This is a genomic window from Cobetia sp. 5-11-6-3, from assembly GCF_013374055.1.
Taxonomy (GTDB): domain Bacteria; phylum Pseudomonadota; class Gammaproteobacteria; order Pseudomonadales; family Halomonadaceae; genus Cobetia; species Cobetia marina.
Genome location: NZ_BLWJ01000005.1, coordinates 125,643 through 146,784 on the forward strand (window position 1 = coordinate 125,643; position 21,142 = coordinate 146,784).

A 21,142-nucleotide genomic window follows, 5' to 3' on the forward strand; every position below is an offset into this window, starting at 1 on the left:
ACGCCATGCCTAGTGGATATGACCGAGAATGCCATCCAGCTCATCCAGGCTGGTATAGGAGATGGTGACCTTGCCCTTGCCGCTCTTGCCATGACGGATATTGACCGCCGCCCCCAACTGCTCTGACAGCCGGGTCTCCAGGCGCTGGATGTCCGCATCTGGCCTGGGTGCGGAAGGCTTGGTCTGCTCCCCTTTCTGCACGCTTTTCACCAGCGCTTCCGTCTGGCGCACGGTCAGCTCACGCTCGACCACCTCATGAGCCAGCTTGCGCTGACGTGCAGGACTGAGCCCGATCAGGGTACGGGCATGGCCCATGTCCAGCTCACCGCGTTCCAGCAGTGTCTGCACTTCCTGGTCCAGCGTCAGCAGACGCAACAGGTTGGCCACTTGCGCACGTGAGCGACCGACGGCATCCCCGACCTGCTGCTGAGTCAGTTCGAACTCGTCGAGCAGGCGCTTGAGCGCCATGGCCTCTTCGACCGGATTGAGATTCTCGCGCTGGATGTTCTCGATCAGCGCCAGAGCCAGCGCGATCTCGTCACTGATGCCTTCCCGGATGACGGCCGGAATGGTGTCCAGTTCCGCCAGCTGGGACGCCCGCCACCGCCGTTCACCCGCGATGATCTCGTAACGTCCTTCCGCGATGGGCCGCACCACGATGGGCTGCATGACCCCCTGGGCACGAATGGAATCCGCCAGTTCTTCCAGCGCTTCCGGCTGGATGTCACGCCGCGGCTGGTACTTGCCACGTTGCAACTGCCCCAGCGGCAGTCGCTCGAGGCGCTCGCCGGACAGCACGGCTGCCTCGGCCCCGGTATCCGTCGCACCACCAGCGGCATTCCCGCCGTCGGGCGACAAGGCGTCAGTCGTGGCCGCCGGCAGGGCGCCTTCGGCATCAGATTCGGCATGGCGGCGGCGATTGCCAGCGCCGATCAGGGCATCCAGGCCCCTTCCCAGGGCACGCTTACGCGTCATGGACCTTCCTCGGTGAAGTTACAGCGAGAGACGACGAATCAATTCCTTGGCGAGCACGCGATAGGCCTGGCTGCCACGCGACAGACGCGCGTACTTGGTGACCGGCAGACCATGGCTCGGCGCTTCGGCCACCCGCACGTTGCGTGGAATGGTGGCCTTGATCAGGGTATCGCCAAAGTAATCGGAAAGTTGCTTGCTGACATCGCGGGTCAGACTGTTGCGGGCGTCGTACATGGTGCGCACGATCCCGAACACGTCGAGGGCCGGATTCACGTTGCCCTGTATCTGCTCGACGGTATCCAGCAGCGCTGACAGGCCTTCCAGAGCATAGAACTCGCACTGAAGGGGAATCAGGACGCCATGGGCGGCGGTCAGGGCATTGACGGTCAGCATGTTGAGCGAGGGTGGGCAGTCGATCAGCACCACGTCATATTCCGAGGCGATCGGGGCGAGTGCCTCGGCAAGACGCCGCTCGCGCCCTTCGACATCCAGCAGGTCGACTTCGGCGGCCGTGAGATCGCCATTGCCCGGCAACAGGGCATAGCCGGCATCCGGGCAGTCGAGAATCACGTCGCTGGCCCGTAGTTCACCCAGCAGCACGTCCAGCACGCTGCCTTCCAGGTCATGCTTGTCGATGCCACTGCCCATGGTGGCGTGGCCCTGGGGGTCGAGGTCGATCAGCAATACGCGGCGATCGAGCGCCGCCAGCGAAGCGGCGAGATTGACGGCTGTCGTGGTCTTGCCGACACCACCTTTCTGGTTGGTCAGCGCGATGATCTTGGTCACGAGCGACTTCCTTGGTTCCTTGAGAAGCGGGGCCTTTGGCACCAGCCGCATGCTCACGAGGGCAGATCATGGATCTGCCCTCCCAGAGCCTCAGGCTGCCTGCCTTTTGCGCCCGGCACAATCCCTGCACGCGCCGCGAGACGAGCGGTCAGTCGCGTTTCAAGCGCAGAAGGTGACGTTCACCTTCTTCTCCCGGGACACACAGTCTGAGCGTCTCGACCAGCGAGACACCCGCCGGCAACCGTGCGATCTCGTCATTGGGGATGCGACCTTTCATCGCCAGCCATTCGCCGCCTTCTGCCAGTACGGCGCCTGACAGATTGACGAAGGCGTCAGTATCGGCGAAGGCCCGCGAGATGATCTGCTCGAAGGGCGCGCCATCATAGGCTTCGATACGCACCTGAGTCGGGCTCAGATTGTTCAGGCCCAGCTCGTGGCCGGCCTGAATCTGGAAACGCACCTTCTTGCCATTCGAATCCAGCGGTACGACAGCGATGTCGGGACGCATGATCGCGATCACGAGACTCGGCAGGCCCGGGCCGGCACCGACGTCCAGCAGGCGTGGCCCGCTGATGTGGGGCAGCACGCTGAGGCTATCCAGCAGATGGCGCGTCACCATCGCCTCCGGCTCACGTACCGCGGTGAGGTTATAGGCGCGATTCCACTTGTGCAACAGCACCAGCAGCGTCATCAGCTGCGCATGCTGCTCATCACTCAGCGCCACTCCCATGGCGCTGGCACCGCGACTGAGCAACTGGGCGCAACGCGCACGCTGCGTCTCGTTGAGCGTCTGACTCATTGCGCGACTCCCGTGTCAGCCGTATCGGTATCTGCTGGAGTCTCCGCCTTGATCAACTGCCGTTTCTTCAAGTGAATCAACAGGATGGAAACCGCTGCTGGCGTGACACCGGAAATGCGGCCTGCCTGGGCAAGCGTCGCCGGGCGCGCTTCATTGAGCTTCTGCTTGATCTCGTTGGACAGGCCATCGACGGAGTCGTAATCGAGACTGGCCGGCAATTCGGTGTGCTCATGACGACGCAGGCGGTCGATCTCTTCCTGCTGACGCTGGATGTAGCCCGCGTACTTGGCGGTGATCTGCACCTGCTCGGCGATGCGCCAGTCGTCGACTCCTTCCCCTTTCAGGCCTGCCACATCCGGATACTCGAGCTCCGGGCGCTTGAGCAGCTCCATCAGGCTGGCTTCGCGCTTGAGCGGTGAGCTGAGCTTGTCGCTCAGCGGGGCCAGCTCCGGGCTCTTCGGCGTCAGCCAGGTGCTTTGCAGACGAGCGGTCTCGCGCTCGATCGCTTCGCGCTTCTGCTCGAACGCCGCCCAGCGCGCGTCATCGATCAAGCCGAGTTCGCGGCCCTTGGCAGTCAGACGCAGATCCGCATTGTCCTCGCGCAGCAGCAGACGATATTCGGCACGTGAGGTGAACATGCGATACGGCTCGCGAGTGCCGAGGGTGATCAGGTCATCGACCATCACGCCGGTGTAGGCCTCGTCGCGCAGCGGATGCCAGGCCTCGTCGTCAGTGGCGCGCAAGGCGGCGTTGACGCCTGCCAGCAGGCCCTGGGCACCGGCTTCTTCATAGCCGGTGGTGCCGTTGATCTGACCGGCGAAGTACAGATTCTTGATGAAACGCGTCTCCAGGGAGTGATGCAGATCCTGGGGATTGAAGAAATCGTATTCGATGGCGTAGCCGGGACGCGTGATGTGCGCGTTTTCCATGCCACGAATCGAGCGTACCACCTCGAGCTGCGTATCGAAGGGCAGCGAGGTGGAGATGCCATTGGGGTACAGCTCGTGGGTATTCAGGCCTTCCGGCTCGATGAAGACCTGGTGGCTGTTCTTGTCGGCGAAGCGATGCACCTTGTCCTCGATGGACGGGCAGTAACGCGGCCCGATGCCATCGATGACGCCGGAGTACATCGGCGAGCGATCGAGATTGGCGAAGATGATCTCGTGAGTGCGCTCGTTGGTATGCGTGATGAAGCAGTTGACCTGCTCCGGATGCATTTCCCGACTGCCCATGTAGGACATCACCGGGCGCGGTGCGTCACCCGGCTGAGCTTCCATCTTGCTGAAATCGACGCTCTTGGCATCGATGCGCGGCGGGGTACCGGTCTTGAGCCGATCAACCCGGAATGGCAGCTCGCGCAGACGTGACGCCAGGCCATTGGCGGGCGGATCCCCGGCACGTCCACCGGCATGGTGATCCAGGCCGATATGAATCACGCCACCGAGGAAGGTCCCGGTCGCCAGCACCACCGTGGTGGCGTGGAAACGGATGCCGGTCTGGGTGACGACACCCCGTACGGTCTCGCCTTCGACGATCAGGTCTTCCGCACCCTGCTGGAACAGCGTCAGGTTCGGCTGGTTCTCCAGCACGTTGCGAATCGCCGCCTTGTACAGCGCCCGGTCGGCCTGTGCTCGAGTGGCACGTACCGCCGGGCCCTTGCGGGCATTCAGCGTGCGGAACTGGATACCTGCCATGTCGGTTGCCAGGCCCATGGCACCGCCCAACGCATCGATCTCCTTGACCAGATGGCTCTTGCCGATCCCACCGATGGCGGGATTGCAGGACATCTGCCCCAGGGTCTCGATGTTATGGGTCAGCAGCAGGGTCTGACGGCCCATGCGGGCAGCCGCCAGTGCGGCTTCCGTACCGGCATGACCGCCGCCGATGACGATCACGTCAAAGCGGTTCGGGTAATCCACGTTGGCACCTCGGGGTATCACGAAACTTGGATGAAGCGCTGTTCGCATGGTGGCGAATCAGGCAAATCGGCCAGACACGACGATGACTCGATGTCTGGATGAATCCGGGACTGACGAACGTCATGGCGAAGACAAGGCGCCGCAGACGGCATGAGCTCGACCCGATGGGGAGCCTGCAAGCCAATCGGTTGACGTTCGGGCCGCACAGTATAAACCGCCTGTGGGTAAGCGTCAGGAGTTTTCCACAGTGCCATGGCAGGACGTGCCATGCAGTGGACTCGCGGGTGTTTCTCTCAGGGCATCAATCACGACAGTGAGTCGAGCCCGTGTCGAGTGTGTGTGGCGTAGGGGATTTTCCCGAGGACTGGGTCGGATCGTCTTGCCGTTCGTTATCCCGAACACCTTGGGAAGTGAGCTTCCTCGAACCCGGTCTTTCGGGGTGTCCGAACGTCCTTCGGGTTTCCGGATAACAAGATTATATAAAGAAAAGAAAAAGGGGTTCTGTTGATGTTGTAACTACTGTTGTGGACAAAATCAGTGGGAAATCGACTTTATCTCTTAAAAATCAGTATCTTACGATGTTGATATAGTTGGGGAGAAAATGCGTGCTACCTGAGGACGCCACCGGTGGCTTCCTGTGGATGAAACACCGCCTTGTCCACAAGCCCAGTTATCCTCGTTTTCATACCGTGCTGGTACCGGACTTTTCTGCCCTGCTGTGCACAAGTGGCCAGTTTACCCACAACCCCTAGTGCTGCAAGGGCTAACGTACAGAAGGCCGCGGATGATGCCGCAAAATGTCCACAGAGGCAAATCGTCTTCACCTCGACACGCCAACTCTGTAGATAGTACGGGGATAAGCCGTGAGTGAATGGCTACGCTGCCCAGCAGTGGTGCCCTGAGAGATACGATGATACTGCTGTGGATAGTTGTTGGCGTGATTGAGGCTTGCATACCGGTGCCTGGCCGGCCAGACAACTCATGGGCTGACATCAGGCGTGTGTTATCACCAGCCACGGCCCCTTGCAGGTGATGTTTCGAGCGCCTTTCGCGTCAGGACATGCGGTGTCAAAGACCGGCCCTTCGGCGACTGATGAAGTGAATCGAGAGCCTCAGCGAGGCTGGGGGCGTGACGTGAGAGGCAGCCAAGGCGGGGCGAATCATCTGATTTCGTTGCATGAAAAAAGCGCGAAATCGTCAGTCGAGATCGAAAAACTTCATTTCGAATGCCAGAACTCCCGTCATTCGGGCCACAACAGACACGTCTATCGCCAGGTGATGCTCTGGATTGGCCAGGAATTGCCTCTTAACTGCGTGGCATTCGGGCAAAAAAAAGCCCCGACCTGGCGGTCGGGGCTTGACCTCTCTCAAGAGGTGGTAGCGGGGGTTCAGTGCTTGAGGACGCGTGCCAGGAAGCTCTGGGTGCGCGGATGACGAGGGGTGTCGAAGACCTCGCTCGGAGTGCCTTCCTCGACGATGCTGCCCTGGTGGACGAAGACGACGCGATCCGCGACTTCACGCGCGAAGCTCATCTCATGCGTGACGATCATCATCGTCATGCCGTCGCGTGCCAGCTCACGCATCACGTCCAGCACCTCCCCGATCATCTCGGGGTCCAGTGCGGAGGTGGGCTCATCGAACAGCATCAAGCGGGGTTCCATCGCCAGTGAGCGGGCGATGGCGACGCGTTGCTGCTGGCCGCCTGACAGCTGGCCGGGGTACTTGTCGGCCTGCTCGAGAATATTGACCCGCTCGAGCAGCGTGTCGGCCTGTCGCTCGGCGGTCGCCCGGTCACTGCCGCGCACCTTGATGGGGGCCAGGCTGACGTTGTCACGTACCTTCATGTGCGGAAAGAGATTGAACTGCTGGAAGACCATGCCGACTTCGGTGCGAATCGTCTTCAGCGCTCGGTGGCTCTTGCCGTGGGGGATCAAGGACTGTCCGTCCACTTCGATGCTGCCGCCCTGGAACTCCTCGAGGCCATTCACGCAGCGGATCAGCGTCGACTTGCCGGAACCACTGGCGCCGATGATCACCACCACTTCCCCCTGGGCGACCTCGAGATCGATGTCCTTGAGCACATGCAGGCTGCCGAAGTGCTTGTTGATCTTTTGCATGTTCACGATGGCGGTCATCAGGCGCTCCTGGCCGGCGCGAAGGGCTGGCTGATCGGGAAAGAGGAAGAGGGTGTCAGCGCGGTTGTCGCCTGGTGGGAAAGCACGGTAGAGATCATTGGCCCACCAGTCCGCGACGCTCCAGCATCCGTAGCCCGAAGGACAGGCTCAGCGTGATGACGAGGTAGAGCATGGCGACCATGAAGTAGGTTTCCAGCGCGTTGAAGGTGGTGGCAATGTAGATCTGGCCCTGGCGGACCAGCTCACCGACACCGATCACCGAGAACAGCGAGGTGTCCTTGATGGACACGATCCCCTGATTGCCGAGCGCCGGGATCATGCGACGCAGTGCCTGCGGCCAGATGATGTAGCGGAAGGTCTGGGGGGTGGAAAGGCCCAGTGACAGTCCGGCCTCGCGTTGCCCGCGCGCGATGGACTGCACGCCACCACGCACGATCTCGGAGATATAGGCCGCGGAATTGAGCGCGATGGCTGCGATACCGGCGGTCAGGGCATCGATGGGACCCCCGATGATCTGCGGCAGACCATAGAAGATGAACAGGACCTGCACCAGCACGGGCGTGCCGCGGAAGATCTCGATGTAGGCGGTGGCGACCCAGCGCAGTATCCGGCTGGGGGAGAGGCTCAGCAGGCCGAACAGGATGCCGAGCACGAAGCCGATGGCCAAGCCACCGAAGGAAATGGCGAGGGTCCAGGGGATCCCCTCGAGCAGGTACGGCACGGAGGAAATCGCCGCCTGCCAGTCAAACTGGAATTGAACGTCCACGTGGGGCTCCTTGGCACCATCATCTCGCGCCTCAGGACATGGTGAGGGGGAGCTCGTCAGGACAGACGCCACGGCCATTGGCATGCCGTGGCGTCCGGATGGCAGAAATCATGGTTCGTGGTGAAGAAGGCGTCAGAGAACTCTGGCGAGGATGGCGTTATTCGCTGTCGCTCGGCAGGGCGCCGAACCACTTCTGATAGATCTCGGCGTAGCTGCCATCGGACTTCATCTCGGCCAGTGCCTTGTTGGCGGCGTCGGTCCACTCACTGCCCTCGGTGAAGGCGATGCCGTACTGCTGACCTTCATAGAGCGGGCCCACTGTCTTCACGCGACCGTTGCCCTTGGTCTTGGCGAAGTAGCCGACATTGGGAGCGTCATAGAAGACGGCATCGACGCTGCCGGACATCAGTGCCATGTACATGTCGGCGCTGCCGGGATAGGGCGTGATGGTGGAGTCTTCCAGATTGGCGGTGAGATAGTCATAGCTGGTGGAGCCGATCTTGGTGCCGATCTTCTTGCCTTCCAGCCCCTCGATGCCCTCGATGTCGCCGTTGTTGGCCGAGGTCAGAATCTGCAGGCCGGAGTCATAGTAGGGGTCGGTGAAGTCGACGATCTTCTCGCGGGCCTCGGTGATGGTGATGCCGGCGATGGCGACATCGACGCTGCCGGTCTGTACGGCCGGGATGATGCCATTGAAGTCCATGGTCTTGAGGTCGATATCGAAACCGGCGCGCTCACCGATGGCGTTGAGGATGTCGATATCGAAGCCGACCATCTTGCCGCTTTCCTGATCGAGCATCTCGAAAGGCACGAAGCTCGGGTCAGTCGCGGCCTTGAGGGTGACGGCATGGGCGGCACTGGCCATCAGGGTGGCGGCCGCGAGACCGGACAGCGAGGCCAGCAGGTGGGATCTACGCATTTTACATGCCTCTTTATATTTAGATTTTAGGATGTAGTGCGTTTTCAGAGTGACGAGAGCACAAGATCCCGTCAAGTCTGCGAGCGCCGCCATGCGGCGGGTTGGCATTCGCAACCTGCTGAGATGGCGAAAAAAAATCGCCCCCTATCGGAAACCGATAGGGGGCGATCAGGTGGCGGCATCGCGCCGGATGTCATGCTGCGCCGTCAGACCATGAAGGACGAACCACAGCCACAGGTGCTGGTGGCATTCGGGTTCTGGATCAGGAAACGCGCCCCGGCCAGACCTTCCTCGTAGTCGATCGTCGAGCCGACCAGATACTGGTAGGACAGCGGGTCGATCACGACCGCGGCTTCGCCCAGCTCGACCACGGTGTCGTCCTCAGCCATGTCGGTGGCGATATCGAAACCGTACTGGAAGCCGGAACAACCACCGCCAGTGACGTAGACCCTGAGACGCAGCTCCGGGTTGGCTTCTTCCGCGCGCAGCGCAGCGATCCGGGCCTTGGCGCTCTCGGATAGATACAGCGGCGTGGGGATGAAGCTTTGTGCTTCGCTCATGCGGGCCTCCTCGAAGGAGTCGGAGGCCGGGCGCTGAAGACAGCGCCCGGCACGGTATAGAGAACGGAATGCTGCCTATTATCCCTATATCCGAGCAAAAGGGTCAACTTTGTCTGACGTGCTGCTTTGCTGGCGACACTGGCGGCTCAGGGCATCATCGCCGGCGCCCCGATGCCGGTCATCTCATCCAGGCCGAACATCAGGTTGAGGTTCTGGATGGCCTGACCTGATGCGCCCTTGACCAGATTGTCGATCACCGACAGCACGACCAGGGTGTCGCCATTGCCCGGACGATGCAGGGCGATGCGGCACAGGTTGGTGCCACGCACGCTGCGGGTCTCCGGATGGCTACCCAGCGGCATGACATCGACGGCGGGGTGATCGGCGTAACGCTGCTCGAACAGCGCCTGCAGATCTTCCAGCGTACCGCTGAAGCCGCTCAGGCGCGGATAGAGAGTGGAGTGGATGCCACGGATCATCGGCGTCAGGTGCGGGACGAAGGTGAGGCCGACCGCGCTGCCTGCTGCCATGTCCAGCCCCTGGGTGATTTCCGGCAGGTGACGGTGACCGGAGGCGCCGTAGGCCTTCATGGACTCGCCGGCTTCACACAGCAGTGAGCCGACCTTGGCACCGCGACCGGCCCCGGAAACGGCGGACTTGCAGTCGGCGATGATGTTGTCGGTCTCGATCAGGCCGGCTTCCAGCAGCGGAATGAGCCCCAGTTGCACGGAGGTCGGGTAGCAGCCCGGCACCGCGATCAGACGGGCTTCACGGATGGCGTCGCGATTGACTTCCGGCAGGCCGTAGACGGCTTCGCCGAGCAGTTCCGGTGCACCATGCGGCTGGCCATACCATTCGGCCCAGACGTCGGCGTCCTTGATGCGGAAGTCCGCGGACAGGTCGATCACGCGGGTGCCGCGGGCCAGAAGGTCGCCGGCCAGCGCATGAGCGACGCCATGCGGCGTGGCGAAGAACACGGCGTCACAGGCTGCCAGCACCTCGGCATCCGGCTCGCTGAACGCGAGGGTGTCGTAGTGGCCGCGCAGATTGGGGTACATCTCGTCGACACGCACGCCCTTCTCGCTGCGTGAGGTGATCACGGTCACTTCCACCTGCGGGTGGCTGGCCAGCAACCTGAGGAGCTCCACTCCGGTGTAACCGGTGCCGCCGACGATACCTACCTTGATCATGCTGCCTCCCCGCTTTCGAGCGGTGTCCTGTTGATACGAATGTGACTCGTGTGTCCGGCTTGCTGATGCGACCTTTTGCGGCCTGTGCGCGAGACAGGCGTTGCGCCATGCTGTGCCGAGGTTGTCGGATTGTGCACGGTCGCGACGGTGCGCAATCGATATGATACACAGGTGTCAGGCGGGCAGTAATGTGCTGCCGACATGGATGTTCATCGTCATCGTCAGTGCCTTTCAAGGAGTCGTGAGTGTCACGCCTGTCGCGCCCGCATCTGCCTCGTCCCAGTCTCGACAATTTCCGGCGCAAGCTGGCGGCGGTCGATGCCCTTCCCCAGCTGTGTCTGCTGGGACTGATCGCTGGCCTGCTGACCGGCTCGTTGATGGTCGGTTTCCGACTGTTGCTGAGCGCGGGGGCACTCGGCTTCATGCCGGATGACAGTCCGGAAAACTTCGAGGGCCTGGCGCCCTGGGTGCGCGCGTCATTGCCCTTGCTGGCCGTGCTGGTGATCGGCATCGTGCTCGGTCGTCAGCATCCTGCTCAGCGCAAGCTTGGTATCGGTCATGTCATCGAACGCCTGACCTACCATCAGGGCAAGATGCCGCTGCGTGCCTGGCTCAACCAGATTGTGGTCGGGGTCGTGAGCGTGCTGGGTGGCCTGTCCGCCGGACGTGAAGGACCGGCCATCCACCTCGGGGCTGGCGCTTCCAGCTGGGTCGGGGAGCGTCTCAAGCTGCCCAACAACAGTCTGCGAGTGCTGGTTGCCTGTGGCACGGCAGCGGGAATTTCCGCCTCATTCAATACGCCGATCGCCGGTGTCATCTTCGCCATGGAAGTGGTGATGATGGAGTACACCCTGACAGGCTTCATGCCGGTGATTCTGGCTTCGACCGCGGGTGCGGTCGTCTCGCAGCTCGTCTATGGCGCCGAACCGGCGTTCGCGGTGCCTTCTCTGCTATTGCACTCGCTGCTGGATCTCCCCTGGGTCGTGATCACGGCACTGGTGATCGGGCTGCTGGCGGGAGGTTTCGTTCACCTGGCCCGGCAGCAGGAGCGTGCCGCGCGTCTGACATGGTCAGGACGGATGGCACTGGTGGGGCTCTCGACGGCCGCCGTGGCCTGGTGGTACCCGCAGGTGCAGGGAATCGGCTATGACAGCCTCGCTCAGCTGCTCGACGGTCAGCTGGCGCTGGATGTGCTGCTGGCGCTGGTCATCGGCAAGCTGATGCTGTCGGCGATATGCGTCGCCTGTGGAGTGCCCATCGGCATCATCGGCCCCGTTGTGGTGGCCGGTGCTGCCGCGGGTGCCCTGATGGGCATGCTGGGCGGCTGGATCTTGCCGGACCAGGCCTCGGACATCGCGCTCTACGCCCTGCTCGGCATGGCGGCGATGATGGGGGCAGTGCTTCAGGCTCCGCTGGCGGCGCTGATGGCACTGCTCGAACTGACGCATTCTCCCAATATCATCCTGCCCGGCATGCTGGCCGTGGTAGTGGCGGGGCTGACCTGCCGCCAGCTGTGCCATTGCCAGGGGTTCTTCATCTCGACGCTGACGGCGCAGGGCTTGCACCCGCTTCAGCAACCCTTGATGCAGGCGCTTTCCCGAGTCGCGGTGCCGGCGGTGATGGAGCGCTCCGTGGTCAGCGTGCCGCGGCGCATCACTCGTGAGCGTGCCCGCGCCCTGCTCGAGAGCAAGCCTGTCTGGCTGGTGGTCACACGTTCGACGCCGGAAAAGCCGATGGTGGCGCTGCCAGCGGCGGATCTGGTGAGGGTGTTGATGGATGAGCACTGGCGAGAGCAGGAAGCGCTCGACCTGCTCGAGATTCCAGCCCAGCGTCTGGATCTCGCCCCGATCCATCTGCAGGCAACGCTGTCGGAAGCCTATGAGCGGCTGCTGCCGAGCAATGTCGATGCGCTCTATGTGGAGCACACCACGGCCCCGATGATTCGCAAGATTTCAGGTATCATCACGCGTGATGCAATAGAGAGCTACTATCGATACAAGCCGTGAAAGGGGCGATCTCGACCCGAGCGTGGTTCAGGTCGTCGGTATCGGCGCTCGGCATCCGGCAGGGCTTCGGGATGTGACCGGATACCGCATGTGCCCGGCGCTGCGAACATGGCACCTTGTCGGCCTGTCGAGTTGAGTGACACTGCCCCTTTCCTTGTATCTTCCGCCCCTGACTGACGGAGTTTCCCCATGTATCTGTGGATCAAGGCGTTCCATCTGATTGCCGTGGTGTGCTGGTTTGCCGCCCTGTTCTATCTTCCGCGTCTTTACGTCTATCACGCCCAGGCGCGTGATGCCGGCGACATCAAGGCCATCGAGTACTTCAAGACCATGGAGCGCAAGCTCTACCGCGGCATCATGATGCCGTCGATGATCGCGACTCTGGTGCTGGGCATCTGGCTGCTGGCACTGGTGCCGAGCTTCATGAGCATGGGCTGGATGCACCTCAAGCTGGCCATGGTCGTGCTGCTGGTCGGCTATCACCATGCCTGTGGGCTGTACCTGAAGCAGTTCGCTGCCGATACCTGCAAGCGAACCTCACGCTACTTCCGCTTCTTCAATGAAGTACCGGTACTGATGCTGGTGGTGATCGTCATCTGCGTCATCGTCAAACCGTTCTGAGAGCCAGCGCTGCCATGACTGAGTGCCCAGCAAGACTGCCCTGTGTTCTGGTGCTGGCGGGCCATGATCCCAGCGGCGGCGCGGGTCTGATCGCCGATAGTGAGGCGATTCGGGCCGGTGGTGGCTGGGCACTGACGGTGCCGACGGCGCTGACGGTACAGAATTCCTGCAATGTCAGCGCCGTGATCCCACAGTCGGGCGAGTCGATTCTGGCGATGGCACATGCCCTGCTCGATGATTTTCGGCCTCGGGCGCTCAAGATCGGGCTTCTCGCCAGTCACGAAGCGCTGATGGCGACGGTCACGCTGATCGATGAACTTCGCCAGCGCTGGCCCGGGCTTCCGGTGGTATGGGACCCGGTGCTCAAGGCCGGCGGAGGCCATGAGCTCTCCAGTGAAGCGCTGATCCAGCAGGCGCGCGAAACGCTGCTGGCGCGGGTGGATGTCATCACGCCCAATCGTGGGGAGCTTGCGCGTCTGGCAGCCTGTCCTGCGGGTGCCGGCGAGAATGAGCTCGCCGAGCGCTTGCTGATGGAAGGTGCAGGCGCCGTGCTGGTCACCGGGACTGACCCCCTGGATCACGATGACGCCTCGCTCTCTGAGCCATCCGTCACCCATCGTCTCTATCGTCGCGAGCATCGCAGGCTGTCTCTGGACTGTCCGCGGCTGCCGGGCAGCTTCCATGGCAGTGGCTGCACTCTCGCCTCGCATCTGGCCGTGCGCCTGGCTCGTGGCATGTCGCTGGAACCGGCATGGCGTGCGGCGCAGCAGGCGACCTGGCAGAGTCTGGTCGCTGGCCGGGAGCGCGAGCTAAAAGGCCTTGCACCCGGAGCCCAGCAGCTGCCCTGGCGCTAGCGGTCCTGCTCCTTTCATGCCGGCTTCCAGGCACTGCCGCGGCTGCATCCTGCCCGTGAGTCGCGTTAAGCTGTCGCCATCAAGCGCATCAGGTTATCCACAACGGCTGATGTCTCGCGGCTGGGTGCTCCCATCCTCGGCAGTTGTGGATAACGCGATGTCTCGTTTATCCACACCGTCTTGAGTCATCAATGACTCTTTCCCATTTTTCGCGGCCGTCGTGCCGCACCGTGTCCCTCAAGAGGTATGTCATGACCACGTCCGCTGCCCAGTTCGAACGCGCCAGCCGTCACATTCCCGGTGGCGTCAATTCGCCGGTTCGTGCCTTCAAGGGACTGCATCGTCCGCCGGTGTTCATCGATCATGCCAAGGCCGCCTATCTCTTCGATGTCGAAGACAAGCGCTATATCGATTACGTCGGTTCCTGGGGACCGATGATCACCGGCCATGCCGATGAAGACGTGCTCAACGCCGTGCGTGAGCGACTCGAGAGCGGTCTGTCCTTTGGTGCGCCCACCGAGATCGAATCCGAGATGGCCGAGCTGATCTGCGAGATGCTGCCAAGTCTCGACATGGTGCGCATGACCAACTCCGGCACCGAAGCCACCATGTCGGCGATCCGCCTGGCGCGTGGTTTCACCGGTCGCGACAAGATCGTCAAGTTCGAAGGCAACTACCATGGCCACTCGGACTCGCTGCTGGTCAAGGCCGGCTCAGGTGCGCTGACCCATGGCGAGCCCAGCTCCCCGGGCGTGCCGGCCTCGCTCGCCGAGCACACCATCACGCTGGACTACAACGACGCCGAAGGTGTGCGCCGTTGCTTCGCCGAGCTGGGTGATCAGATCGCCTGCATCATCGTCGAGCCGGTGGCCGGCAACATGAACTGCATTCCGCCGGTGCCGGGCTTCCTGGAGAGCCTGCGTGAAGTGTGTGATGCCCATGGCAGCGTGCTGATCCTCGATGAGGTGATGACGGGCTTCCGTGTCGCGCTGGGTGGCGCTCAGGCGCATTACAACATCACGCCGGACCTGACCTGCCTGGGCAAGATCGTCGGCGGCGGCATGCCGGTGGGCGCCTTCGGCGGCAAGCGCGAGATCATGCATCATCTCTCGCCGCTGGGCCCCGTCTACCAGGCGGGCACCCTGGCCGGCAATCCGCTGGCGATGGCTGCCGGGGTCGCGCTGCTGCGCAAGCTCCAGGCACCGGGCTTCCATGCCGAGCTGACCCGCAAGGTCGAGATGCTGTGTGACGGCCTGGAGAGTCGTGCCAAGGCCGCCGGCATCGCCGCGATCACCCAGCGGGCAGGTGGCATGTTCGGACTGTTCTTCACGGATCAGGCCGCGGTCACCGATTTCCAGTCTGCCACGCGTTGTCGCCAGGAAGACTTCGCGACCTTCTTCAACGGCATGCTGGCAGAGGGAGTCTATCTGGCGCCGTCAGCCTATGAGGCAGGTTTCATGTCCGCCGCCCACAGCGACGAGGATATCCAGGCCACTCTTGAGGCTGCCGAGCGCGTCTTTGCACAGATGGCAGCCTCGGCCTGAGTCGGTCAGACGGTAGAAGCCGGTATCGACCCGCTCGGCAGGCTGCCGGGCGGGCCGCCATCCGGTACACTTGCCGCCAACGATAGCGATTGCGCTAATGACCCTATAGCCAGCTTGCCTTAGCGGAGATGACCTTGAGCCAGGCCCTGATTCGAGCCCTTCACACCGCCGATTGCTTCGATCACCCCGTGAAGGATATCGAAGTGCACGAGACGCACATCTCGTGGATCGTGCTGACCGGCGACTACGCCTACAAGATCAAGAAGCCGCTGGATTTCGGCAGCTTCCTGGATTTCTCCACGCTGGAGCGTCGCAAGCACCTGTGTGAACAGGAGGTGCGCCTCAACCGCCGTCTGGCACCGACGCTCTATCTGGATACCGTGCCGATTTCCGGTACGCCGGAGGCGCCACGCATCAATGATGAGAGTGCCGTCTTCGAGTATGCGGTGAAGATGCGTCAGTTCTCCAACCGGCACCTGTTCAGCGCCTTGCAGGCCAGCGGTGAGCTGTCGCTGGAGCTGCTGGACGACCTGGTCGATCAGCTGGTGGCCTTCCACGAGCAGGCTGAACGCATCCAGGGTGACAGTGATCTTGGCAGCCCGCAGATGGTCAGCCGTACCATCGACAATGAGTTCACGTTGATTCGCCCGCGCCTCGAAGAGGAGGCTGCGCTCAAGCGTCTGGCGCTGTTGCAGGAGTGGACGGAAGAGACCTTCCAGCGTCTCCAACCGGAATTCGAGCGTCGTTGGCAGGAAGGCTTCGTGCGCGAGACCCATGGCGACATCCATCTGGGCAACGCCGTACGTCACGAAGGCCGAGCCTTGCTCTTTGATGGTATCGAGTTCAATGAAGAGCTGCGCTGGAACGATGTCGGCTGTGATCTGGCCTTCCTGGTGATGGATCTGGAAGCCCGCGATGAGCCGGCCTTCGCCCATCACGCCCTGAATCGTTACCTGGAGCTTTCGGGTGATTACTCGCTGGTGCGTCTGCTGCCGTACTACAAGATCTATCGCGCGCTGATTCGGGCCAAGGTCGCGATGATTCGCTATCACCAGCCGGAGTTGAGTGACGCGGATCGTCTCGACGTGATGGCGGAGTATGAGCGCTATATCGAGCTGGCGGAGCGCTACAGCGAGATCCGCTTCCCGTACATGATCATCGGCGTGGGGGTCTCCGGTAGCGGCAAGAGTCGCTTCACCGAAGAAATGGTGCGTGAGCTGGGGGGTGTACGCATCCGCAGCGATGTCGAGCGCAAGCGTCTGTATGGCTTTGCCGCGGATGCCGACACCGGCTCGGGTCTCAATGGTGGCATCTATACGCCGCAGGCGACGCATGCGACCTACGAGCGGCTGTCGAATCTGTCAGCCACCCTGCTGGAATCGGGAATCCCCGTCTGCATCGATGCCACCTGCCTGAAGAAATCACAGCGTGATCGTCTGCGTCACGAGGCAGAAGCCCGTGGCCTGCCCGTGCTGATGATCAGCTTCGAGGCCGATGAGGAGACGCTGCGCAGGCGCATCGTCAAGCGCAGTCAGCGTAGTGGCGAGGCGTCCGAGGCGGGGCTTGAGGTGCTGGACAAGCAATTGGCCAATCGTGAGCCATTCGCTCCTGAGGAGCATGGTCAACTGATCCATATCGACACGACAGCGCCCAACGCTAACGTAACGTTGGCACGCTTGATCCGCGAGCAGCTTAGACTGCACTAAGCCCAACGACATGCTGAAAGGAGCATGGCGAGTGATCGTCATGCTCCTTTCATTTTTGGCAAATGCTTGCACGAATCCCCGATCTGCATTTGAGAACCCTGCATCAGATAAGGAAATACCATGCGTCATAATCTTGCACCTACCGCTGCCGTCGCCATCAGCCTTGCACTGCTCGCCGGTTGCTCAAGTCAGCCTTCCACGGCGGATCTGATGCGGGGGCAGGCAGAGGAAGCCAAGGCTGTCGCCCAGGTGCGCGATCAACTGGCCGACCAGTGGGAAGAGGGCAAGTCACTGGTCGCGGCAGGTGAGAAACAGATCGTCAGTGGTGAAGATCTCGTCGATGATGGAGAAGCCAATATTCGCAAGGGCCAGGCCTTGATCGAAAAGGGCAACAAGCAGATCAAGAAAGGCAAGGGCCGTATCACCAGTGGCAACAAGCAGGTCGCCCAGGGTCGCAAGATGGTGGATGAGAGCCTCTCGACCTATCGCCAGTCTTTCCCGGAACAGTCCGTGACACTGGAAAAGAAGTAACCCGCCATCGCGATAATCATTTCGCAGCTGATACTGGAAGGCCGCTGACATTCGTGTCGGCGGCCTTTTTCTTTGATGCCATCACCAGAGCTTAAAGACGAAAAACCCCGCTTGCGCGGGGTTCTGTAAGACATCTTGGCTGGGCGTGATCAGTACTGCATCACGCTCGCCACGTTGCCACCGCCGGTCTGGGTGATGGTGGAAGTATTGGTGAAGCCTGTCTGTGTCACATTGGCGGTATTCGGAGCAAAGCTCATGAGGCCGCCAGCCTGCTGCAGAATGGTGGATTCGTTGTGTCCACCCACCTGCAGGACAGTCGCATCATCGTTGTAACCTGTCTGGGTAATGTAGGACTCGTTATCAACCGCCCAAACCTGGGTGACACTGGCATCGTTATTGAAACCGCTTTGCTCAGTCATGGCCAGATTGCCCAGGCCAGCCTGCTTGATATCAGAATCATTGAAAGCACCGCTCTGAATGACCATGCTGCGATTACCGTAACCGTATTGGTCTATCTCGGAGTCATTGTGGAAGTCAGATTGAGATACGCTGGCACGGTTGTAGCCACCCGCCTGATTGATTTCGGAATCATGTGACTTTCCGCTTTGCGTGACACTAGCTCGCTGATGCTTGCCGGACTGTGCGATGTCCGAGTCACTGCCCCCCCCCGTCTGCATGACACGTGCCTTGCTGTACTTCCCGCTCTGCAACACGCTGGAGTCATGGTAGATGCCGCTCTGGCTGATGGAAGCAACATTGTATTCACCGCTCTGCTCGACATCGGAATCATGGCCGAGCCCCAGCTGGGTCACGGCCGCTGTCTCGTGGCTACCGCTTTGAGTGGCGAAGGACGAGTTGAAGGCGCCTGTCTGGGTCACGGTCAAGTCATTGAAACGACCGCTTGAGTTCGGGCCGCTGTCGCCCTGCTTGGAAACGGAGTCGTTGCGCAGGCCTTCCTGGGTGATGGTGGCTGTGTTCATGAAGCTTTTCTGGTCGACATCAGCGCGGTTGCGGCGCCCATCCTGGTAGACCGTTGCTGTCTGTGCCCGGCCCTGCTGCAGGACATCTGTCATATTGCTCAGGCCTTGCTGGTTGACGCTGGCAATGCTCGCGACACCGCTCTGGTAGACAGTGGCGCCGTTGAAGGCCCCTGTCTGGTCGATATCACTGGTATGCTCGCCGGCGTTGAACGGATTTCCATTTCGATCACCTTGAGTGACTGTCGCGCCATTGGCGAAACCTGTCTGATCGATCTCGGAAGTGTTATCCACGGCCATTGCATGGGAAGAGAAAGCAACAGCGGCAGCCAGCAAGCTCAGTTGGATTTTCATGGTTTGTTCCCTTGTGTAGATCGTTTTTTGATTTGTGTTTTTATTGTTGATTTGTTTCTGGTCGTGCATCCCCTGACATGATGACGGTCTGGTTGTTCGTTATCCACGACATCATGTTGTACTGCTACTGCTCTTTTGTGCTCTTGCAAGAAGGTTGTATTCTTCATGCAAGACTCGTGACTACATGAAAGCGAGAACCTTATCTGGCCAGACAAAATCTTTATTGGCGGTTCGAAGATAACGAATGTTCAGCTACTACCTTCACAAGAATCACTGTCATATAGCGATATCATGCGAGCCATTGTGGTAAATATCACTGCTGTATGACCTGGACACGCATATGACCACGTGCGTATTGGGTGATGCTTGCGGGTATTTGACTACTACCCTGCTGTAGAAGCGTGGCGCTCCCCCCAATGCCAGTCTGCTGGATGCTGGCACTTTGCCCAACGCCTTGCTGAATGATCAGCGCATCATGATACTGGCCTTGCTGAAGGATGTTGGCTTCATGCAAGGCACCCTCTTGCAGTGTGTATGCCATGTTTCCATTGCCATATTGGTCTACGCCCGCCTCATTCAGGGCCCCATCCTGGCCAATCAATGAGAAGTTGCCATTGCCACGCTGAGCGATCATCGCTGAGTTGTACGCGCCAGATTGCTCGATGACTGCCACTGAATGACTGCTTTTCAATTCTGACGTGGTCGCCAAGTCATAGGCTAATACCCACGAGTTGAGTGTCAGTAATGAACAGAAAAGGCAGGCCTGTAGCATTCTTATTTGTTGATGCTTTGCCGAAGCCATGGCGTGAGTCCATCCAGGTGACCGTCTAAGTACACTAACTATTGGTCTTTATAGAGGCCATCGCCATCAGTCCTTTTCGGGTTTATGAGGGCTAGAGATTGCTACTCTTTATGCCTTGCACAATAGCGGTGAGTCACGATAAAGAATGGTCAGATATTCAGTATCGTTCAGGGAGGTATTACTGTTGATGGTATGAGGCACATGATGTTTCATGTTTCGCTATTTTAATTTTTTCTTGTATATTGTGCCGGTAAGAAAAAGGCAGCCACCTCTTGCGAGGTGGCTGCCTTTTGATTGATAAATAAACACCGTGAATAGCACGATGCTCTCTGTGAGGCCTTGAATGTGGGATGGCCCTATAACATCGGGGTCGGGGCTTGCAGGTAATCCATCAGTTCTGATGTCTGAAGGCTGTCCGGGTCCTGGAGTACCCAGAGCTGGCGTTCGACGCCTTGCGCAATCAAGTGAATCACGGCAGATTCGATGGCGGACATGACCGCCATCTGCACAGGTTCATTGCTAGTATATCCCGCCTCCATTTCCAGCAATCGACTGAAATCGATGAAGCGATAGACGCCCGCTCGAAGCTCGCGAGAGTAGATCGTCTTGCTGGTATTGACGTTGGCGATGACCTGGCCGGTGGTGATATCCACTGCGCGCAGATTCACGGTCACCTGGTCGACCTGATACTGACCCGATGCCCCGATACCGAAGTATTCCGCTCCCGCCCCTCCTGTTCTTACGTTGGAGTCGAAAGCGATGATTCCGCCTTCGAAAAGCAGATTGGCTGCCTGCAATGCCTCAATATCCCCCTGGCCGTTTCTCTCCAGATTGGCCCGGATGATCTTGCGTTCCGTGAGCAGGTTCTGCAGGCCGACACGCTCCAGAGGAATGAACCAGCCGGAGTCGGAGAGAGCGGCACTTAGCATGGCCGCCCCTCCCTGGGTCACTGCCGTGGAGAAAGTACTGGCCGGTGCCGGTCGGTACTGGCCTGTCTGGTCACGGAAATCATAGATGGCGACCGGAATACGTCCGGCTGGTGGCGGCAGGCTGATCAAGTCCTGATAGGTGGCGGTTCTTGGCATCAAGGTGCTTGGAACCCCTTCAAGCCCATTGGTATTGGTGACCATCGGTGCACAGCCAGCAAGCGCCAGGCTGGCAATGGCGAGCATGGGAGTGAGTATCTTCATTGTACGAAACCCTTCATCAGTAGCGGGTCAGAATGAATTACCTGATGTACCGAGGTTGATGACGGTGGTTTCACCTGTGGCGCGGTCAAGCACCTGCATGGAGAAACCGCCATTACCGTTGCTGACCACTTCAATGCGCAGCTGCGCACTGTCAATCACGCTGGAACGGCCGGGTTCTGTAGCTTCTACTGCATCGGTAATGGCATCAGAGACCAAGCTATTACGCAGGTCATTGATGAAGAGTTCGGTATCGGAGAGGCTATCGAATGAGTAGGCATCAGGATCCTCGTGAGTGTCCTGGGCCTGGGCCTTGCCAAGCAGGTAGCTGCCATTGAGAGGGTTGCCACCAAAGCTCGGGTTGATGGGCTGATAGATGAGCTCACCGGCATATAGCGGCATCGCCGATAACAGCAACGACACCGCGAGTGTCTGATGCTTCATGATGTTCCCCTGTTCCCTTGCGTATTGTCAGGGCCTCCGTGTCTGGAGCCCATTTATTATGTCGGTC

The 21,142-nt window shown here is 60.5% G+C and carries 20 protein-coding genes; 6 read left to right on the top strand and 14 right to left on the bottom strand.

The annotated features are described in order from the left end of the window. Window positions 1–9 precede the first annotated feature (9 nt). From HXS66_RS10280 to argC, 9 genes are all read right to left on the bottom strand, one after another. Entirely contained in the window at window positions 10–975 is a 966-nt protein-coding gene (locus tag HXS66_RS10280) for a ParB/RepB/Spo0J family partition protein (RefSeq protein WP_084209564.1), read from the bottom strand. 18 nt (window positions 976–993) lie between these two features. Further along, the gene (locus HXS66_RS10285; RefSeq protein WP_077379799.1) at window positions 994–1,761 is read right to left on the bottom strand and encodes a ParA family protein; all 768 of its coding nucleotides are present in this window, start codon (window positions 1,759–1,761) and stop codon (window positions 994–996) included. Window positions 1,762–1,909: 148 nt separating this feature from the next. Then, window positions 1,910–2,560, bottom strand: coding sequence for a 16S rRNA (guanine(527)-N(7))-methyltransferase RsmG (rsmG, locus tag HXS66_RS10290; RefSeq protein ID WP_077379797.1), 651 nt, complete (start codon window positions 2,558–2,560; stop codon window positions 1,910–1,912). Further along, window positions 2,557–4,479: a tRNA uridine-5-carboxymethylaminomethyl(34) synthesis enzyme MnmG gene (mnmG, locus tag HXS66_RS10295; protein WP_077379795.1), complete on the bottom strand. Its 1,923-nt coding sequence runs from the start codon at window positions 4,477–4,479 to the stop codon at window positions 2,557–2,559. Before mnmG ends, rsmG begins: the two co-directional genes overlap by 4 nt. Window positions 4,480–5,867: 1,388 nt before the next feature. Then, window positions 5,868–6,614 carry an amino acid ABC transporter ATP-binding protein gene (locus HXS66_RS10300; RefSeq protein WP_077379793.1) on the bottom strand — a complete coding sequence of 249 codons (747 nt, stop codon included), beginning with the start codon at window positions 6,612–6,614 and terminating at the stop codon, window positions 5,868–5,870. 94 nt (window positions 6,615–6,708) lie between these two features. Beyond that, window positions 6,709–7,380, bottom strand: coding sequence for an amino acid ABC transporter permease (locus HXS66_RS10305; RefSeq protein ID WP_077379791.1), 672 nt, complete (start codon window positions 7,378–7,380; stop codon window positions 6,709–6,711). Between the two features lie 157 nt (window positions 7,381–7,537). Continuing rightward, on the bottom strand, window positions 7,538–8,299 hold the full coding sequence (locus HXS66_RS10310; protein WP_176503497.1) for a transporter substrate-binding domain-containing protein: 762 nt from the start codon (window positions 8,297–8,299) through the stop codon (window positions 7,538–7,540). A 206-nt stretch (window positions 8,300–8,505) separates the two neighbouring features. Then, complete coding sequence (gene erpA / locus HXS66_RS10315; RefSeq protein ID WP_077379786.1) at window positions 8,506–8,859, bottom strand: iron-sulfur cluster insertion protein ErpA; 354 nt, start codon at window positions 8,857–8,859, stop codon at window positions 8,506–8,508. Window positions 8,860–9,005: 146 nt separating this feature from the next. Then, window positions 9,006–10,049, bottom strand: a complete 1,044-nt coding sequence (argC, locus tag HXS66_RS10320; RefSeq protein WP_077379784.1) for an N-acetyl-gamma-glutamyl-phosphate reductase — start codon at window positions 10,047–10,049, stop codon at window positions 9,006–9,008. 245 nt (window positions 10,050–10,294) lie between these two features. On the opposite strand from argC, the gene HXS66_RS10325 reads away from it, so the two are divergent. From HXS66_RS10325 to HXS66_RS10350, 6 genes are all read left to right on the top strand, one after another. Next, window positions 10,295–12,055 carry a chloride channel protein gene (locus HXS66_RS10325; RefSeq protein ID WP_077379782.1) on the top strand — a complete coding sequence of 587 codons (1,761 nt, stop codon included), beginning with the start codon at window positions 10,295–10,297 and terminating at the stop codon, window positions 12,053–12,055. Between the two features lie 189 nt (window positions 12,056–12,244). After that, entirely contained in the window at window positions 12,245–12,676 is a 432-nt protein-coding gene (gene hemJ / locus HXS66_RS10330; protein WP_084209561.1) for a protoporphyrinogen oxidase HemJ, read from the top strand. Between the two features lie 14 nt (window positions 12,677–12,690). Next, window positions 12,691–13,530, top strand: a complete 840-nt coding sequence (locus HXS66_RS10335; protein WP_176503498.1) for a hydroxymethylpyrimidine/phosphomethylpyrimidine kinase — start codon at window positions 12,691–12,693, stop codon at window positions 13,528–13,530. Between the two features lie 251 nt (window positions 13,531–13,781). Next, a complete protein-coding gene (gene hemL / locus HXS66_RS10340) occupies window positions 13,782–15,074 on the top strand; it encodes a glutamate-1-semialdehyde 2,1-aminomutase (RefSeq protein ID WP_136939502.1) in 1,293 nt (430 codons plus the stop codon). A gap of 128 nt (window positions 15,075–15,202) precedes the next feature. Beyond that, on the top strand, window positions 15,203–16,780 hold the full coding sequence (locus tag HXS66_RS10345; RefSeq protein WP_240499628.1) for a bifunctional aminoglycoside phosphotransferase/ATP-binding protein: 1,578 nt from the start codon (window positions 15,203–15,205) through the stop codon (window positions 16,778–16,780). Window positions 16,781–16,900: 120 nt separating this feature from the next. Next, window positions 16,901–17,311 carry a hypothetical protein gene (locus HXS66_RS10350; RefSeq protein ID WP_077379774.1) on the top strand — a complete coding sequence of 137 codons (411 nt, stop codon included), beginning with the start codon at window positions 16,901–16,903 and terminating at the stop codon, window positions 17,309–17,311. 149 nt (window positions 17,312–17,460) lie between these two features. Here HXS66_RS10350 and HXS66_RS10355 read toward each other — a convergent pair whose 3' ends face one another. From HXS66_RS10355 to HXS66_RS10375, 5 genes are all read right to left on the bottom strand, one after another. Next, complete coding sequence (locus HXS66_RS10355) at window positions 17,461–18,642, bottom strand: hypothetical protein (RefSeq protein WP_176503499.1); 1,182 nt, start codon at window positions 18,640–18,642, stop codon at window positions 17,461–17,463. Next, window positions 18,639–18,809, bottom strand: coding sequence for a hypothetical protein (locus tag HXS66_RS10360; protein ID WP_176503500.1), 171 nt, complete (start codon window positions 18,807–18,809; stop codon window positions 18,639–18,641). The genes HXS66_RS10355 and HXS66_RS10360 overlap by 4 nt, the downstream gene beginning before the upstream one ends. A 146-nt stretch (window positions 18,810–18,955) precedes the next feature. Then, window positions 18,956–19,444 (bottom strand): hypothetical protein, encoded by a 489-nt coding sequence (locus HXS66_RS10365; RefSeq protein ID WP_176503501.1) that lies wholly within the window; start codon window positions 19,442–19,444, stop codon window positions 18,956–18,958. A 356-nt stretch (window positions 19,445–19,800) separates the two neighbouring features. After that, window positions 19,801–20,634 (bottom strand): CsgG/HfaB family protein, encoded by an 834-nt coding sequence (locus tag HXS66_RS10370; protein ID WP_176503502.1) that lies wholly within the window; start codon window positions 20,632–20,634, stop codon window positions 19,801–19,803. Window positions 20,635–20,661: 27 nt separating this feature from the next. Then, window positions 20,662–21,075 (bottom strand): curli assembly protein CsgF, encoded by a 414-nt coding sequence (locus HXS66_RS10375; protein WP_176503503.1) that lies wholly within the window; start codon window positions 21,073–21,075, stop codon window positions 20,662–20,664. Between the last annotated feature and the right edge of the window lie 67 nt (window positions 21,076–21,142).

What these genes read in the sequence shown, in the direction of transcription:
- HXS66_RS10280 (WP_084209564.1), bottom strand. Translation starts at nt 975, where the DNA reads ATGACGCGTAAGCGTGCCCTGGGAAGGGGCCTGGATGCCCTGATCGGC.
- rsmG (WP_077379797.1), bottom strand. Translation starts at nt 2,560, where the DNA reads ATGAGTCAGACGCTCAACGAGACGCAGCGTGCGCGTTGCGCCCAGTTG.
- HXS66_RS10300 (WP_077379793.1), bottom strand. Translation starts at nt 6,614, where the DNA reads ATGACCGCCATCGTGAACATGCAAAAGATCAACAAGCACTTCGGCAGC.
- HXS66_RS10310 (WP_176503497.1), bottom strand. Translation starts at nt 8,299, where the DNA reads ATGCGTAGATCCCACCTGCTGGCCTCGCTGTCCGGTCTCGCGGCCGCC.
- erpA (WP_077379786.1), bottom strand. Translation starts at nt 8,859, where the DNA reads ATGAGCGAAGCACAAAGCTTCATCCCCACGCCGCTGTATCTATCCGAG.
- argC (WP_077379784.1), bottom strand. Translation starts at nt 10,049, where the DNA reads ATGATCAAGGTAGGTATCGTCGGCGGCACCGGTTACACCGGAGTGGAG.
- hemJ (WP_084209561.1), top strand. Translation starts at nt 12,245, where the DNA reads ATGTATCTGTGGATCAAGGCGTTCCATCTGATTGCCGTGGTGTGCTGG.
- HXS66_RS10335 (WP_176503498.1), top strand. Translation starts at nt 12,691, where the DNA reads ATGACTGAGTGCCCAGCAAGACTGCCCTGTGTTCTGGTGCTGGCGGGC.
- hemL (WP_136939502.1), top strand. Translation starts at nt 13,782, where the DNA reads ATGACCACGTCCGCTGCCCAGTTCGAACGCGCCAGCCGTCACATTCCC.
- HXS66_RS10345 (WP_240499628.1), top strand. Translation starts at nt 15,203, where the DNA reads ATGACCTTGAGCCAGGCCCTGATTCGAGCCCTTCACACCGCCGATTGC.
- HXS66_RS10350 (WP_077379774.1), top strand. Translation starts at nt 16,901, where the DNA reads ATGCGTCATAATCTTGCACCTACCGCTGCCGTCGCCATCAGCCTTGCA.
- HXS66_RS10355 (WP_176503499.1), bottom strand. Translation starts at nt 18,642, where the DNA reads ATGAAAATCCAACTGAGCTTGCTGGCTGCCGCTGTTGCTTTCTCTTCC.
- HXS66_RS10360 (WP_176503500.1), bottom strand. Translation starts at nt 18,809, where the DNA reads ATGAAGAATACAACCTTCTTGCAAGAGCACAAAAGAGCAGTAGCAGTA.
- HXS66_RS10365 (WP_176503501.1), bottom strand. Translation starts at nt 19,444, where the DNA reads ATGGCTTCGGCAAAGCATCAACAAATAAGAATGCTACAGGCCTGCCTT.
- HXS66_RS10370 (WP_176503502.1), bottom strand. Translation starts at nt 20,634, where the DNA reads ATGAAGATACTCACTCCCATGCTCGCCATTGCCAGCCTGGCGCTTGCT.
- HXS66_RS10375 (WP_176503503.1), bottom strand. Translation starts at nt 21,075, where the DNA reads ATGAAGCATCAGACACTCGCGGTGTCGTTGCTGTTATCGGCGATGCCG.